Consider the following 12,846-nt stretch of genomic DNA (forward strand, 5'->3'; position numbering starts at 1 on the left):
GTCAACTCCTTGCACCAATTTATTCCTGATGGCTGGGGCGGGAGGATTCGAACCTCCGAATGCAGGATCCAAATTCCTGTGTCTTACCGCTTGACGACGCCCCAATTAAAATCGTTTACTTAAATTATCCAAGACTCCCCTGAAGCGAGCGAACGCAAAACATCAGCCATCCGTTTTGCGCAGCGGAGCTTCTTATAACCCTCTGCGCTGACGCCTCGTCGGCAAAAACGCCAAACATCGTTGGCCCACTGCCGGTCATGGCCGCCCCCAGGGCGCCGTTCTTCAGTAAAAAGGCCTTGATCTCCGCCAAAGCAGGATGAAGCGCCAGCGTAACCCGTTCGAGGTCGTTTACAAGACCCGATGCCGCCTCTTTTACTGAGGAAAAACGCGGAATACTATATTTAATTATTTTTTTTGTCAATCCCAAATTAAGACCCTGGTAAATTTCCCTTGTCGAAACCGGGAACCCGGGGTTGATCAGAACAATCCAGAATAAAGGCAGGCCTGGCGCCTCCGTCAGCATCTCCCCCTTGCCGGAGGCCCAGGCTGTTTTCCCGAAAATAAAAAAAGGAACGTCCGCCCCCAGAGATTCCCCCAGTCGCAGCAGTTCCTCCGTTGAAAGCGGCGAGTCGTGCAGTTCGTTCATGGTAACGAGAGTGGTCGCTGCATCCGAACTGCCGCCCCCCAGCCCGGCCCCAACAGGAATGTGCTTTTGCAAGGTTATTTCGATCCCCGGCTTGAGCCCTGTCCTGTCATAAAATCCCGCGGCTGCCCGGAAAACAAGATTGTTTTCATCCTCGGGCAAAATGCTGCCCGGGCATTTGACCATTATTCCGGAAGCTCTCTGAACGAAGGTCAGTTCATCGTAGAGGCTGATCAACTGCATCAGGGAGATGATGTCATGGTAGCCGTCGCTGCGCTTTCCGACCACCCTCAGACAGAGGTTTATCTTTGCCGGCGCCTTTTTTGAGGTCACTTGCCTTCGGCTTCCTTCACATAGCGCATTCTCAATTCGTACAGGACATCCTCCAGCATCTTTTTTTCGGCCTGTTCGAGGTTGCCCTCCGTCTTTTCCTTGAGCATGCTGAGGATATCGATAGTCTGCTTGGCTGCGATGAGATTCCGGGCAGGCTTTTTTGTCGCCGGATCGGGAAAATCGCCGAAGTGATAAAAGGCCGTCGTGGCAAGCGAGTAGATGAAGCCGGCGAAATTCATTTCGGGAAGCGGGCCGTAATCTTCTTCCTTACCCTCATCCTGAACAGGTGAAGAGGGGATTTCCTCTTTGCCGAGGCTTTCGTCGGCCTGCTCGTCGGCCTTTTTTTCTGCCTCGGCCCGCACTCCCCCCGCTTCGTCAAACAGACGGCGGTCCTTTATAACAAACCCCTTGTCATTTTTTCCCTCTTCCATGGAGCCTCCTCAATATTTGTTTGCACTCTGACTTTTGCCTTTTAACTTTTAACTATTGTTCCCCCAACGTCCGCATTTTGCGAAGCCGGGCAATTCTCTCCTCGATCGGCGGATGGGTGCTGAATAGATTCATCAGCGACTTGCCGGTCAGTGGATTGACGATAAACATGTGGGCGGTCGAGGGGGTTGCCGTAAGCGGAATCGCCTGCGCGGCGCCGGCAAGCTTGCCGAGCGCGCTGGCCAGGCTGTAAGGTTTGCCGGAGATCTTTGCCCCCCCCTCATCGGCAAGATACTCCCTTGACCGGGAGATCGCCATCTGGATCAGCGAGGCGGCAAGCGGGGCAAGGATCGCCATCAGGATCAGGCCGACGATGTTGCTTCCCCCCTCATCGTCGTCGCTCCGGCCGCCTCCGAAAAGTGCTGCCCATTGCGCCATGTGCGCCAGCATGACGATTGCCCCGGCCATTGTCGCCGCAATCGAGCCGATGAGGATGTCCTTGTTTTTGATATGGGTCAGTTCGTGGGCCAAAACCCCCTCCAGCTCATCCGTTTTCAGCGCCCGGAGGAGCCCCTCGGTAACGGCCACAACCGCGTAGTGTTCATTTCTCCCCGTCGCAAAGGCGTTCGGGGTTTCCTCGGGGACGATATAGACCCGCGGCATCGGCAACTGTGCCCGGAGGGCGAGGTTTCGGACCAGATTGTACAGTTCGGGGGCCTCCCGTTCCGTTGCCTCGCGGGCGTGGTACATCCGCAAAACGATCTTGTCCGAAAACCAGTAGCTTCCGAAGTTCATCACGGTGGCGAAAATAAACGCAATAAAAACACCCTGCTGCCCCCCGAACAGGCCGCCTGCCAGCATCAAAAGCCCGGTCAGCAGGCCGAGGAGCAATCCCGTTTTAAGCGTATTCATCTTTTCTTCTCCTTTAGGCGGTTACATACAACATGCCGAATAGTTGTTATTGCCGCATGTTCATATTTTATTTAGTGAAATAGCTGTTTCATCGTAATCTATCACGATTGAGTTCCCCTCGACGAACTTGCCTTCCAGGAGCTCCATTGCCAGACGGTCGAGAATTTCCTTCTGCATTACCCTTTTCAAAGGGCGGGCGCCGTACACCGGAGAGTAACCTTGGCGAGCTATATAATCTTTTGCTTTTTGTGTCAATTCAACCGTTATTTTCCGTTCCTGGAGGCGGGTTCTGATCAGGTTAAGCTGGATGTCAATGATCCGTTCGATGTCCTCCATCCGCAGGGAATGGAAAATGATGATATCATCGATTCTGTTCAGAAATTCCGGACGGAATGTCGCCCGGAGGGCCTCCATGGCCATGTCTGTCTTTTCCTCTTCTGACAAAAGCGGATCCTGGATCGCGCTGCCGGCAATATTCGAGGTCATAATAGCAATCGTGTTTTTGAAGTCAACCGTGCGGCCATGGCCATCCGTCAGCCTGCCGTCATCGAAAATCTGCAGCAGGATATTGAAGACATCAGGGTGCGCCTTTTCGATTTCGTCGAATAATAGAACGCAGTACGGTTTCCTGCGGACCGCCTCGGTCAGAAATCCCCCTTCATCATAACCGACGTAGCCTGGAGGAGCGCCGATCAGTCGGGCTACCGAGTGCTTTTCCATGAATTCCGACATGTCGATGCGGATCAAGGCTGCTTCGCTGTCAAACATGAATTCCGCGAGCGCCTTGGCCAGTTCGGTCTTGCCGACCCCGGTCGGGCCGAGAAAGATGAAGGAACCGATCGGCCGGTTTGGGTCCTGAAGGCCGGAACGAGCCCGGCGCAGAGCGCTGGAGATGGCGGCGATCCCTTCCTGCTGTCCGATGACGCGTTTGGATAGACGCTCGTCCATCTGGAGGAGTTTCTGGACGTCGCCCTCCATCATCCGGGAAACGGGGATGCCTGTCCAGTTTGCCACCACCTCGGCCACATCTTCCGCGTCCACCTCTTCCTTGAGCATCTGTTTTTCCGTCTGCGCCTCCAGCAGTTTAAGATTTTCCTGCTCCAATTCCCGGTTCAATTCGACGAGTTTTCCGTACCGTATTTCCGCCGCCCGCGCGAGGTCGCCTGAGCGCTGGGCATTTTGCTCTTCAAGCTTGAAGCTTTCGATCTGTCCCTTGATGCTCTGAATTTTCTTGATCGCTTCCTTTTCGCTCGCCCAGTGGAGCTTCATTTTGTCCATCGCTTCGCGGTGATCGGCAAGCTCCTTTTCTATCTTTCCCCGCCTTTCGACTGAGGTTTTATCGGTCTCCTTTTTCAGCGACTGCCTTTCGATCTCGAGCTGGATTACCCGCCGGTCGAGGGCGTCAATCTCCGCAGGCATGCTGTCGAGTTCAATGCGCAGCCGGGAGGCCGCCTCGTCAACAAGATCAACCGCCTTGTCGGGAAGGAATCGGTCGCTGATATACCGGTTCGACAGGGTTGCCGCGGCGATAATCGCCGCGTCCTTGATCCTCACCCCGTGGTGCACCTCGTAGCGCTCCTTCAGCCCCCGGAGAATCGCGATCGTGTCTTCAACCGACGGTTCCCTGACGATGATCGGCTGGAAACGCCTCTCCAGGGCCGGGTCCTTCTCAATGTACTTGCGGTATTCGTTCAGGGTTGTCGCTCCGACGCAGCGCAATTCTCCCCGCGCCAGAGCTGGTTTCAGCATGTTCGAGGCGTCCATGGCCCCTTCCGAAGCCCCGGCGCCGACGACGGTGTGGATTTCGTCGATAAAGAGGATAATCTCCCCCTGCGCGGTGGAAACCTCTTTCAAAACGGCCTTGAGGCGCTCTTCGAACTCCCCGCGGTACTTTGCCCCGGCGATCAAAGAGCCGATATCGAGTCCGATCACCCGTTTGTCCTTGAGACTTTCCGGAACGTCGCCGTTGACGATCCGCTGCGCCAGCCCCTCGACGATCGCCGTTTTGCCGACGCCCGGCTCGCCGATGAGCACCGGGTTGTTCTTTGTCCGACGGGAGAGCACCTGCATGATTCTCCTTATCTCCTCATCCCGGCCGATAACCGGGTCGAAGGCGCCGCTGCTGGCCAGTTCGTTGAAATCACGGGAATATTTTTTCAGCGCCTGGTATTTTTCCTCCGGGTTGGGGTCGGTGATCCGCTGATTTCCCCGGATAGATACAAGCACCTGGAAAATCGCATCCTTCGTGATGCCGTTTGCCGCAAATATTTTCGCCAGCGGCGCTCCCTTTTCGTCGGCCATGGCGACCAGAATGTGCTCGGCGCTGACGTACTCGTCTTTCAGCCGTGCTGCCTCGCCCAGGGCGGCATCCAGAAGGCGGTTCAGCCGCGGCGAGAGGTAAACTTGTCCGGTCGTGGCGCCCTCCACTTTGGCGATTTTATCAAGCGCTTTTTGAAGCTCTTCCTCGATGTCCCGGAGGTTTGCCCCCAGCTTGCGGAGGATATCGGGAACGATTCCCTCGGGCTGCTTCAAAAAGGCAAAGAGCAGATGCTCGACATCGACCGCCTGGTGGCCATGCTGCGCCGCGATCCCCTGCGCCTCCTGAAGCGCCTCCTGCACCTTCAATGTAAATTTATCGAATCTCATAGAGAATTTCCTCCTTATTTTATAACAATTACAACTGTGGCGGTAAGTTAAACATGGACAAAAAGGATGTCAAGAATGGCCGGCAGATAACTGTTAAAGACGGAAAAGGTTGACGACCGGAAGCCATCCCTGTATAAAGCCGCCATGTTCATTTACTGAAAATCAGACTGCCCTGCTGTCGTTGTTTTTATTGATTGTCGGTTGCCGGGACGAGAGGAAGTGTAATGAATCAAACAAATCAGCCTTCTTGCTGCCAAAGCGAAAAGACCGTCTTTTTGCCGTCATTTTCCGTGTCCGCCTGCTGTGCGGGTGAAGTCGGCGAGAAGTCGCCGCTCCTTCCGCGTCTTGACCAGGATTTTGTGACCGGGACCTTGGCAACGCCAGTAGGCTTGCTGCCCAGGGTATCGGCACAATTGCAGGGGCGGGATTATTGGGGGGCGATCAAGGCCCGCTGGGGGATCGGCCGGATGGATTACACCGTTGATCCGGGTCTTTACGCGCTGGGAAATCCGGATCGGGAGTCGCCGGTCCTGGTGAGCGCCAATTACAAGCTGAGTTTTGACGCACTGAGGTGTGCTTTGCCCGGCCGTGACCTCTGGCTGCTTGTGCTCGATACGAAGGGAATCAACGTCTGGTGCGCTGCCGGCAAGGGAACCTTCGGTACGGAGGAGCTGGTCGGCCGGATTGAAGCGAGCGGACTGAAGGAGGTCGTCAGCCACCGGTCGCTGATTCTCCCGCAATTGGGAGCGTCGGGGGTGGCCGCCCATACGGTCAAAAAACTCTCCGGATTTGGCGTTCGCTTCGGCCCGATCAGGGCCGAGGACCTGCCTGAATATATGGATGCCGGGTTCAAGGCCACCAGCAAAATGCGTCTCAAGACCTTCCCGCTTCGGGAAAGGACTGTCCTGATACCGGTCGAGCTGGTCGAAGCCCTAAAACCGGCCTTGATCATTGCGCCCCTCCTTTTCCTTTTCGGCGGCATCGGCGGCCCCGCCGGTTTCTGGGAAAAAGCCCTCGCTGAAGGCGCCTTTGCAGTTCTGGCGTTTCTGAGTGCGATTATGGCGGGGGCGGTAATCCATCCCCTGCTATTGCCGTATCTCCCCGGACGGGCATTTTCGACGAAGGGATTGGCGCTGGGAGCGGTCGTGGCGCTTATGATGCTTTTTGGCCACGGATACGATCCCTCGCTGTGGGCGGGGCGGCTGGGCATTCTGGCGTGGCTGCTGCTCATCCCGGCAGTCACGGCCTATCTGGCGATGAATTTTACCGGGGCATCCACGTTTACCTCCCCGTCCGGGGTGAACCGGGAGATGCGGTGGGCGCTTCCGGTGGAGATCGGGATGGGACTAACCGGTCTGATCCTGTGGATTGCGTCAATTTTGACTGCATAGGAGTTTTACGATGGGACAACTGATTTATCTGCGGAATGTGGTTACCTTGAAACTGGATCAGGGAAAATGTACCGGCTGCGGAACATGCCTGGAGGTATGCCCGCACGCGGTGTTTGCAATGAACGGCCGCCATGTCGAAATCCGGAACCGGGATGCGTGCATGGAGTGCGGCGCCTGCAGCCGGAATTGCCCTGCCGAAGCGATTTTTGTGCAGGCCGGCGTCGGCTGCGCGGCGGCCGTGATCAACGATATGCTGGGTCGCACCGGTTCGGCGTGTTGCTGCACCGCCAACTCGGAAGCCGCCTCTTCCGGAAAAAAGGGAGCGGCTTGCTGTTGAGGGCCTTTCCCAAAAAGGAAGTTCGGTTGCCACGGGCGGTCATTTTAATGTAAACGATTTTTCCCAGCGCACAGCAAGGAGGTGGAAGATGGTGGAAACGGGCGGCAGCGCGAAAAATCCGGCGGCGTGGATCAGGGAGCGCATCCTCGACTACATGGCCTCCGCCGAGAACAGCCTTCATTTCGAAGACGTCCTTGAGCCGGCGTGGGCGGCGCCGCTTGTCGGTTTTTCCCGCGGCGACGATCCGCTTTATCAACAGTTCAAAGATGATATAGGTTCTTTCTACTGGACGCCGCAGGAGATTTTTGACGCGACGTTTCCCGGGCGGCAGGTTGCCGCCGCTGAATTGACTGTGATCAGTTGGATCCTGCCGCAGACGGAAAAGACCCGGCGCGATAACAGCCGGGAAAAGGCCGTTTCGGCGGAGCGCTGGGCAAGGTCCCGCAAGTATGGGGAAGATTTCAACGTCAAGCTGCGCGACCATCTGGCAGGGAGGCTTCAGGAGGCCGGCTGCGAGGCTGTGGCGCCTGTGAACGCGCCCGCCTGGAAGCGGGAAGATTCGGCCCGGTACGGTTTCGCCTCTTCCTGGTCGGAGCGGCATGCGGCCTTCGTCGCGGGCCTGGGCACCTTCGGGCTCTCGGACGGCCTGATCACCCCCCGGGGCAAGGCGATGCGCTGCGGCTCCGTCGTCGCCCGGATTGCCGTCCCCCCGTCGGCGCGGCCCTACACCGACCACCATGCCTACTGCCTCTTCTACAGCGATGGGAGCTGTGGTAAATGCATCGAGCGCTGCCCGGCGCATGCCATCACGCGGGAGGGGCACGACAAGGAAAAATGTGCTGCCTATGTTCACGATGTATCGTCAAAATCGATTCAGGAACGGTTTGGTTTTGAAACGTCGGGCTGCGGTCTCTGCCAGGTTGGCGTTCCCTGCGAGGCGAAGATCCCCCTCCCCGCAAAATAAAGGGGACGGTTCTATTGTGCTGCCGGGCAAGGTCGTGTCTTTCTGACCTTCCCGTTTCTCGATCCCGGTCCAATGACGGCGTGTTTGCCGGTCCGGGCCTCGGTCCGCTCCGAATCCTCTGCCGGCTTTACTTTACAATCTTGCGCTTCATTGTCCTGGCCGCGTCTTTAAGCGCTCCGAGATTCACGACATCCTTGTAGTGGATTTTTTCGAGGGTTTCCTTCGCTATTTGAGATCTTCTGCCGCTTCGACAATAGACGTAAATGCGACTGGACTTGTCTTTGGCAACGGCCCCCACCTTCTCCCCGATCGATTCGTAAGGAATCAGGATGGCGCCCTCGAGATGGCCTTCGTTCCATTCGGCTTCGGTTCGAACATCGATGATCAGCGGTTTTACGCCGTCAGCGCCGAAAGATGGCAATGCCATCCCCCAAACCATTACCACCGCTCCCAAAAAGAAAAAAAACTTTTTCATCTTTCCTCCCGATAACTTTCTGCCGGGATACCCCGGACCTGCCTGTAAATTTTTAATCATCTGAGGCAATTGCAAAACTCTCACATTCTGTCATTCCCGCAATGATTTTAAGCGGGAAAACGAAGTTTAATTTTCATAATCTGGTTCTAACTGCTTGAAAAACCGTATTCCCGATAGAAGCATTGTGTACATTAAGCTCCGCTTTCGGGAATGACAAATAGTTTTGCAATTGGCTCAAAAGACGGTTTTTATACGCTTTCAATAACGACGGAAAGCGACTGACCGCCCAGGGCGCCGACATTTATCAGCCCCCGCCGACCCCTTTGCCCCCTTAATCTGCTGATCAGGCGAACGGCCATAACACCCCCGGTCGCCGCCCCGGGACAACCAAAGGAAAGGCTGCTTCCGTCCACGTTGATCCTGCCCGAAACCGCTTCGCCCAGCGTATTTTCCACGGCAAGGGCGTATGCGGCAGACGGAGAATGAATATCAAAGAAATCAATATCTTCCATGCATATATTGCACATGGCAAGCGCCTTGTTTATCGAACGAACAGTCGTCTTCTCCAGCAGGAGGGGACTGCCCGCCGCGATCCCGAACCCGGCCATTCTCGCCAAGGGCTTGCATCCCAGTTTCTCTGCCCTGTCCGCCGACAGCATGACCAGCGACGCCGCTGCATCAGCCCAAGGCGCCAGACTCGCCCTCGTCGCAGAGCCGCTCTCTCTTACGGGCGGCAGCCCTGACAACTCCTCAAGGGTGGCACTCTCCGGAGGATCATCAGCGGTTACAGAATCCTCTTTGCCCTTATGCTTTACCGTCGCCGACGCTATCTCTGGGGAAATTTCTCCGGCGGCAAGCGCCGCGAGGCGCTTCTGGCGATCCTGCAAAACATGCATATCCAGATTTTTTCTGTCCAATCCCCAGCGCCTGGCAATTCCGTCGGCAAGGGCCGCCGCCGTCAGTTCCCCATATCTTTCCCGAGGCTGGGCGTTCGTCTCAACTTCTGTTTTCGGATTGTGAAAACAAAGCTCCCCCGGCCCTATCCGGTAGCGGGGGTGAAAAATGTAATGCTGCGCCATGCTGTAACTATCAACGCCACCCACGAGCACCCCGCTGTATTCATCCCCGACAAGCTTGTTGAACCCGCTGATCATTGTCTGCAGGGCGCCCGCGCAAAGGGTGTTCAGGGTGTAGCCCGCCGGCTCTTCACTCAGACCGGCCAGCGTCCAGGCGTGCCGGCCAACATTCGCCGGCAGGCTGCTCTGCAGGGACTGGCTGTAAATGCACATGTCCAAGGCGCCAAAATCCAACCTCGCCTCGTCCACCACGGCCTTCATCGTCAGCGCCGCCAAATCCTGAACCCGGACAGTCTTCAGGGAACCAAGATATTTTCCGATCGGGCTTCTTTGCGCACTTACAAAAAATACCTCTTTCAAGAGACCTCTCCTTCCCGCCTTTTTTGACGCTCGATAATCAGCGCTCCGCCGATCCCTCCCGCGCAGCAGAGGGTGGCGAGCCCGTAACGGCCCCCGGTTCTTTCAAGACCGTAAAGTAATTTTGTGGTGATTATGCAGCCGCTGGCGCCCAGCGGATGACCCAGGGCGATCGCGCCGCCCCAGAGGTTCACCTTTTCATCAAACCACTCATCATTTACCCCGTACATATTTTTCCATTCCCGCATTACGGCGAGGCTCTGACCGGCAAACGCCTCGTTGAGCTCCACTATATCCAGATCGGCAAATTTAAGCCCCGCCTTCTTCAGGGCAATCGCCGTCGCCGGCACGGGGCCCCTGCCCATAAGGCGCGGATCAACCCCGGCAACCCCGCAGGCGATTACCCGCGCCCTTGGCGTCACGCCGAGTTCCCTGGCCTTTTTAGCTGACATTATAATGGCAACCGCCGCCCCGTCGTTTCTTCCCGAGGAGCTTCCCGCCGTCACCGTACCGTCTTTTTTGAAAACAGGCTTGAGCTTTGCCAAACCTTCCAAGGTCGTTTCCCGGCGCGGGAATTCGTCAGCAGCAAAGACGCCATCGCTTCCGTCCGACTTTTTATACCTTACCGGGACGATTTCGGCTCTGAAGTCCCCCCGGTCTATCGCCGCAACCGCCAGTCTCTGGCTGCGCAAGGAGAAATTATCCTGCTCTTCACGGGATATATTGTGGAGTTCCACAAGATTCTCCGCCGTTATGCCCATCGGGATATGACCGTAACGTTCGACAGGGGCCGCCCCCGGACCGCCGGTCGCAATGGAATCAAGCAGTTTTACATCTCCGTTGCCAAAGGCCTGATTGGCCGTGTCGGAGAGAAAAAACTCCCCCCCGCTCATCCATTCCACGCCTCCGGCCAGGATAACATCGGCAAAACCATTTTTTATGAACTCGTACCCCTCCATGATGGAAAGCATCCCCGAGGCACAGGCCATGGTGTCGGTAAAGGCCGGGGTTTCCTCGGGAAGTCCGATTGCAAAGACCAGATTGCGCGCCGTATTCGCGGCAATCGTGCTTTGCTTTACATGCCCCATGATTACATAATCATAGGCCTCCGGTTTTATCCTTGCGGCATTTCGCTCCACTATTGCCCTTGCCGTCTGCCCCAGCAGGTCCATAAACGGGACATCTTTTATCGTCCCGCCGTGTCTGCCGATGGCGCTCCTGGCCATATCAACGATGACAACCTCATTCATTTACCAACCCTCAATCCTTAAAAATCCACATCCTTTCGCGGTTTTTTCTCACCTGATGTGTAATCGTACCAGCCCTTGCCGGTTTTTCTTCCCAGATCGCCGCTCCGAACGAGTTTTTCCAGGGTCAGGTTTGGCCTCCACTTGACATCCTTGTAACCATCGTGCAACGTCCTGGCAACCGCCAAACCGACATCAAGACCGACAAAATCGGCCAGTTCGAAGGGCCCCATTGGATGCCGGAGGGCGAGCTTCAGGGCCCGGTCGATATCCTCGATACTGGCAACCCCTTCCGTCATGCAGTTATAGGCCTCATTGCGCAGGGCGCTGTTGATCCGGTTGACCAGAAATCCGGGAACGTCCTTTACCCGGACACCCTGTTTGCCCATCCGCTTGGCGATCCCCATGATCGTCTCCGCGGTTTCAGCAGATGTCTTCAGCCCGCTGATGATTTCCACAAGCTCCATAACCGGCACGGGACTGAAAAAATGCATGCCGATAAACCGGTCGGGGCGTTTTACCACTGCTGCCAGTTTGGTAATTGATATAGAGGAGGTGTTGGTCGCGAAAATTACCTCGGGCCGGCAAACAGCATCGAGCTTTTCAAAAATTCCTTTTTTGACGTCAAAATTCTCGAAGGCCGCCTCGATCGCCAGATCAGCCCCGGCGGCATCCTCCAGGCTGAAACTTCTCGCCACCCTCGCCAGCAGATTCTTTTTTCTGTCTTCATCAAGCTTTCCTTTGGAAACAAGTCGATCAAAATTTTCTGTAATCTTCGCCACTCCCCGCTCGGCAAGTTCCGGGGTCGTATCATTCATAACAACATCGAATCCCGCCTGCAGGGCAACCTGGGCGATCCCCGCCCCCATGAATCCCGACCCGACAACCATGATTTTTTTTATCTCCACCGTAATCCCCCCCAACAGCTCTTGTATGAATCTGCGCTCAAACGAACGCCCGTTGAATTTTTTTATTCTCTTTGATATGCGGAGCTTTGCCTTTTTTCTACTTTCTGACGGCTTGCAGAAAATCCCGCTCCTTATACTCGGGATCGGGATAGGTATAAAAACCCCTTCCCGTCTTTACCCCCAGCTCATTACGATCAATCATTTCCTTCAGGGCATCGGGGGGATGGTCTTGCGGATCCCCGGACTCGTTATAGTAAACCATTTCGATGCCGTAAACAACATCCAGCCCCACCTGGTCCATCAGGGCAAACGGCCCTTGTGAAACGCCATTCCAGATCATATAGGCTCTGTCAATATCTCTGAAATCAACATACCCGCCCGCCCATGAATGGAGGGATTCTCTTTTGATTGCCCGCCATATCCTGTTGAAACAAAAACCCGGCAATTCTTTCTTCACGGTCAGGGGAACACAGCCAATGGCCAGAAGCCATCGTCTTGCCGCCGCCATCGTTTCCGGGCTGGTGGAAGTGCCGCCCATGAGATCCGCAATATTTTTCCCCAGGTCGGGGGAATAAAAATGGATGTTTATGCATCTCTCCGGTCTTTTCGTGGCACTCTCGATTCGGGAAACAGGGATGGAGGAGCTGTTTGTCGCGATGATGGAATCAGGGGGCGCCAGACCGTCTATTTGTTCAAAAATTTTCCTCTTCAAGCCCAGTTTTTCCGGGACTGCCTCGATGATCAGCTCCGCATCGCAAACAGCCTCCTCAAGACTGGCACAGCGCTGGACCTTCCGGGCCTGGGCAGCCATGTTCTCAAAAGGAGGAAGGGTCTTTCTGGCCGAATTGGCGATCCTCTGCCGGATCAAATCCATTCCCCTGGTAAAGGCACCTTTATCCGGATCAAACACTTTAACCTTTTCCCCGCAGTAAGCAGCCATGAGCGCGATCTGAACGCCAAGCGTCCCCGTTCCTATAACAGCGACTCGCTGAAAAACGCGATCTCCGGCAGATGGATTCTTCATGGTTAACTCCTTTTGTTAATGGAAATTCCGGATCCGGCTTCATATAAATGTCGACAGGAAAAAAACCGATACGTTTTGCCGGGAAATTCCCGGGGCTGCTCCCG

Annotated in this window: 12 protein-coding genes and 1 tRNA gene; 3 read left to right on the forward strand and 10 right to left on the reverse strand. The window is 55.7% G+C overall.

The features are described from left to right. Positions 1-29: 29 nt before the first annotated feature. The 5 genes from K0B01_01330 to clpB all read right to left on the reverse strand — a co-directional run bounded on the left by K0B01_01330 (position 30) and on the right by clpB (position 4,963). Positions 30-104, reverse strand: a tRNA-Gln gene (locus K0B01_01330). Positions 105-124: 20 nt separating this feature from the next. After that, positions 125-976: a 4-(cytidine 5'-diphospho)-2-C-methyl-D-erythritol kinase gene (ispE, locus tag K0B01_01335; GenBank protein ID MBW6484779.1), complete on the reverse strand. Its 852-nt coding sequence runs from the start codon at positions 974-976 to the stop codon at positions 125-127. After that, on the reverse strand, positions 973-1,407 hold the full coding sequence (locus K0B01_01340) for a DUF1844 domain-containing protein (GenBank protein ID MBW6484780.1): 435 nt from the start codon (positions 1,405-1,407) through the stop codon (positions 973-975). The genes ispE and K0B01_01340 overlap by 4 nt, the downstream gene beginning before the upstream one ends. Positions 1,408-1,459: 52 nt before the next feature. Next, positions 1,460-2,317 (reverse strand): zinc metalloprotease HtpX, encoded by an 858-nt coding sequence (gene htpX / locus K0B01_01345; GenBank protein ID MBW6484781.1) that lies wholly within the window; start codon positions 2,315-2,317, stop codon positions 1,460-1,462. Positions 2,318-2,377: 60 nt separating this feature from the next. Beyond that, positions 2,378-4,963 (reverse strand): ATP-dependent chaperone ClpB, encoded by a 2,586-nt coding sequence (gene clpB, locus K0B01_01350; GenBank protein ID MBW6484782.1) that lies wholly within the window; start codon positions 4,961-4,963, stop codon positions 2,378-2,380. 371 nt (positions 4,964-5,334) lie between these two features. Here clpB and K0B01_01355 point away from each other — a divergent pair, with 371 nt between their 5' ends. The 3 genes from K0B01_01355 to K0B01_01365 all read left to right on the forward strand — a co-directional run bounded on the left by K0B01_01355 (position 5,335) and on the right by K0B01_01365 (position 7,655). Continuing rightward, on the forward strand, positions 5,335-6,354 hold the full coding sequence (locus K0B01_01355) for an acetyl-CoA synthase subunit gamma (protein ID MBW6484783.1): 1,020 nt from the start codon (positions 5,335-5,337) through the stop codon (positions 6,352-6,354). Between the two features lie 10 nt (positions 6,355-6,364). Beyond that, positions 6,365-6,691: a 4Fe-4S binding protein gene (locus K0B01_01360; protein MBW6484784.1), complete on the forward strand. Its 327-nt coding sequence runs from the start codon at positions 6,365-6,367 to the stop codon at positions 6,689-6,691. Between the two features lie 88 nt (positions 6,692-6,779). Further along, positions 6,780-7,655: an epoxyqueuosine reductase gene (locus K0B01_01365; GenBank protein ID MBW6484785.1), complete on the forward strand. Its 876-nt coding sequence runs from the start codon at positions 6,780-6,782 to the stop codon at positions 7,653-7,655. Positions 7,656-7,782: 127 nt separating this feature from the next. Here the strand turns inward: K0B01_01365 and K0B01_01370 are convergent, their stop codons facing one another. The 5 genes from K0B01_01370 to K0B01_01390 all read right to left on the reverse strand — a co-directional run bounded on the left by K0B01_01370 (position 7,783) and on the right by K0B01_01390 (position 12,742). Further along, a complete protein-coding gene (locus K0B01_01370) occupies positions 7,783-8,130 on the reverse strand; it encodes a rhodanese-like domain-containing protein (GenBank protein MBW6484786.1) in 348 nt (115 codons plus the stop codon). Positions 8,131-8,378: 248 nt separating this feature from the next. Next, on the reverse strand, positions 8,379-9,566 hold the full coding sequence (locus K0B01_01375; protein MBW6484787.1) for a thiolase family protein: 1,188 nt from the start codon (positions 9,564-9,566) through the stop codon (positions 8,379-8,381). Beyond that, positions 9,563-10,813 carry a thiolase family protein gene (locus K0B01_01380; GenBank protein MBW6484788.1) on the reverse strand — a complete coding sequence of 417 codons (1,251 nt, stop codon included), beginning with the start codon at positions 10,811-10,813 and terminating at the stop codon, positions 9,563-9,565. Before K0B01_01380 ends, K0B01_01375 begins: the two co-directional genes overlap by 4 nt. A gap of 17 nt (positions 10,814-10,830) precedes the next feature. Continuing rightward, positions 10,831-11,718, reverse strand: coding sequence for a 3-hydroxybutyryl-CoA dehydrogenase (locus K0B01_01385; protein MBW6484789.1), 888 nt, complete (start codon positions 11,716-11,718; stop codon positions 10,831-10,833). 97 nt (positions 11,719-11,815) lie between these two features. Beyond that, positions 11,816-12,742 (reverse strand): hypothetical protein, encoded by a 927-nt coding sequence (locus K0B01_01390; GenBank protein ID MBW6484790.1) that lies wholly within the window; start codon positions 12,740-12,742, stop codon positions 11,816-11,818. Positions 12,743-12,846 lie beyond the last annotated feature (104 nt).

It is taken from the genome of Syntrophobacterales bacterium, assembly GCA_019429105.1.
In the GTDB taxonomy this organism is placed as follows: domain Bacteria; phylum Desulfobacterota; class Syntrophia; order Syntrophales; family UBA5619; genus DYTH01.

Bases quoted from the DNA above. Each gene is read 5' to 3' on its own strand.
- K0B01_01360 (MBW6484784.1), top strand. From the start codon at position 6,365: ATGGGACAACTGATTTATCTGCGGAATGTGGTTACCTTGAAACTGGAT.
- K0B01_01380 (MBW6484788.1), bottom strand. From the start codon at position 10,813: ATGAATGAGGTTGTCATCGTTGATATGGCCAGGAGCGCCATCGGCAGA.
- K0B01_01340 (MBW6484780.1), bottom strand. From the start codon at position 1,407: ATGGAAGAGGGAAAAAATGACAAGGGGTTTGTTATAAAGGACCGCCGT.
- K0B01_01365 (MBW6484785.1), top strand. From the start codon at position 6,780: ATGGTGGAAACGGGCGGCAGCGCGAAAAATCCGGCGGCGTGGATCAGG.
- htpX (MBW6484781.1), bottom strand. From the start codon at position 2,317: ATGAATACGCTTAAAACGGGATTGCTCCTCGGCCTGCTGACCGGGCTT.
- K0B01_01370 (MBW6484786.1), bottom strand. From the start codon at position 8,130: ATGAAAAAGTTTTTTTTCTTTTTGGGAGCGGTGGTAATGGTTTGGGGG.
- clpB (MBW6484782.1), bottom strand. From the start codon at position 4,963: ATGAGATTCGATAAATTTACATTGAAGGTGCAGGAGGCGCTTCAGGAG.
- K0B01_01390 (MBW6484790.1), bottom strand. From the start codon at position 12,742: ATGAAGAATCCATCTGCCGGAGATCGCGTTTTTCAGCGAGTCGCTGTT.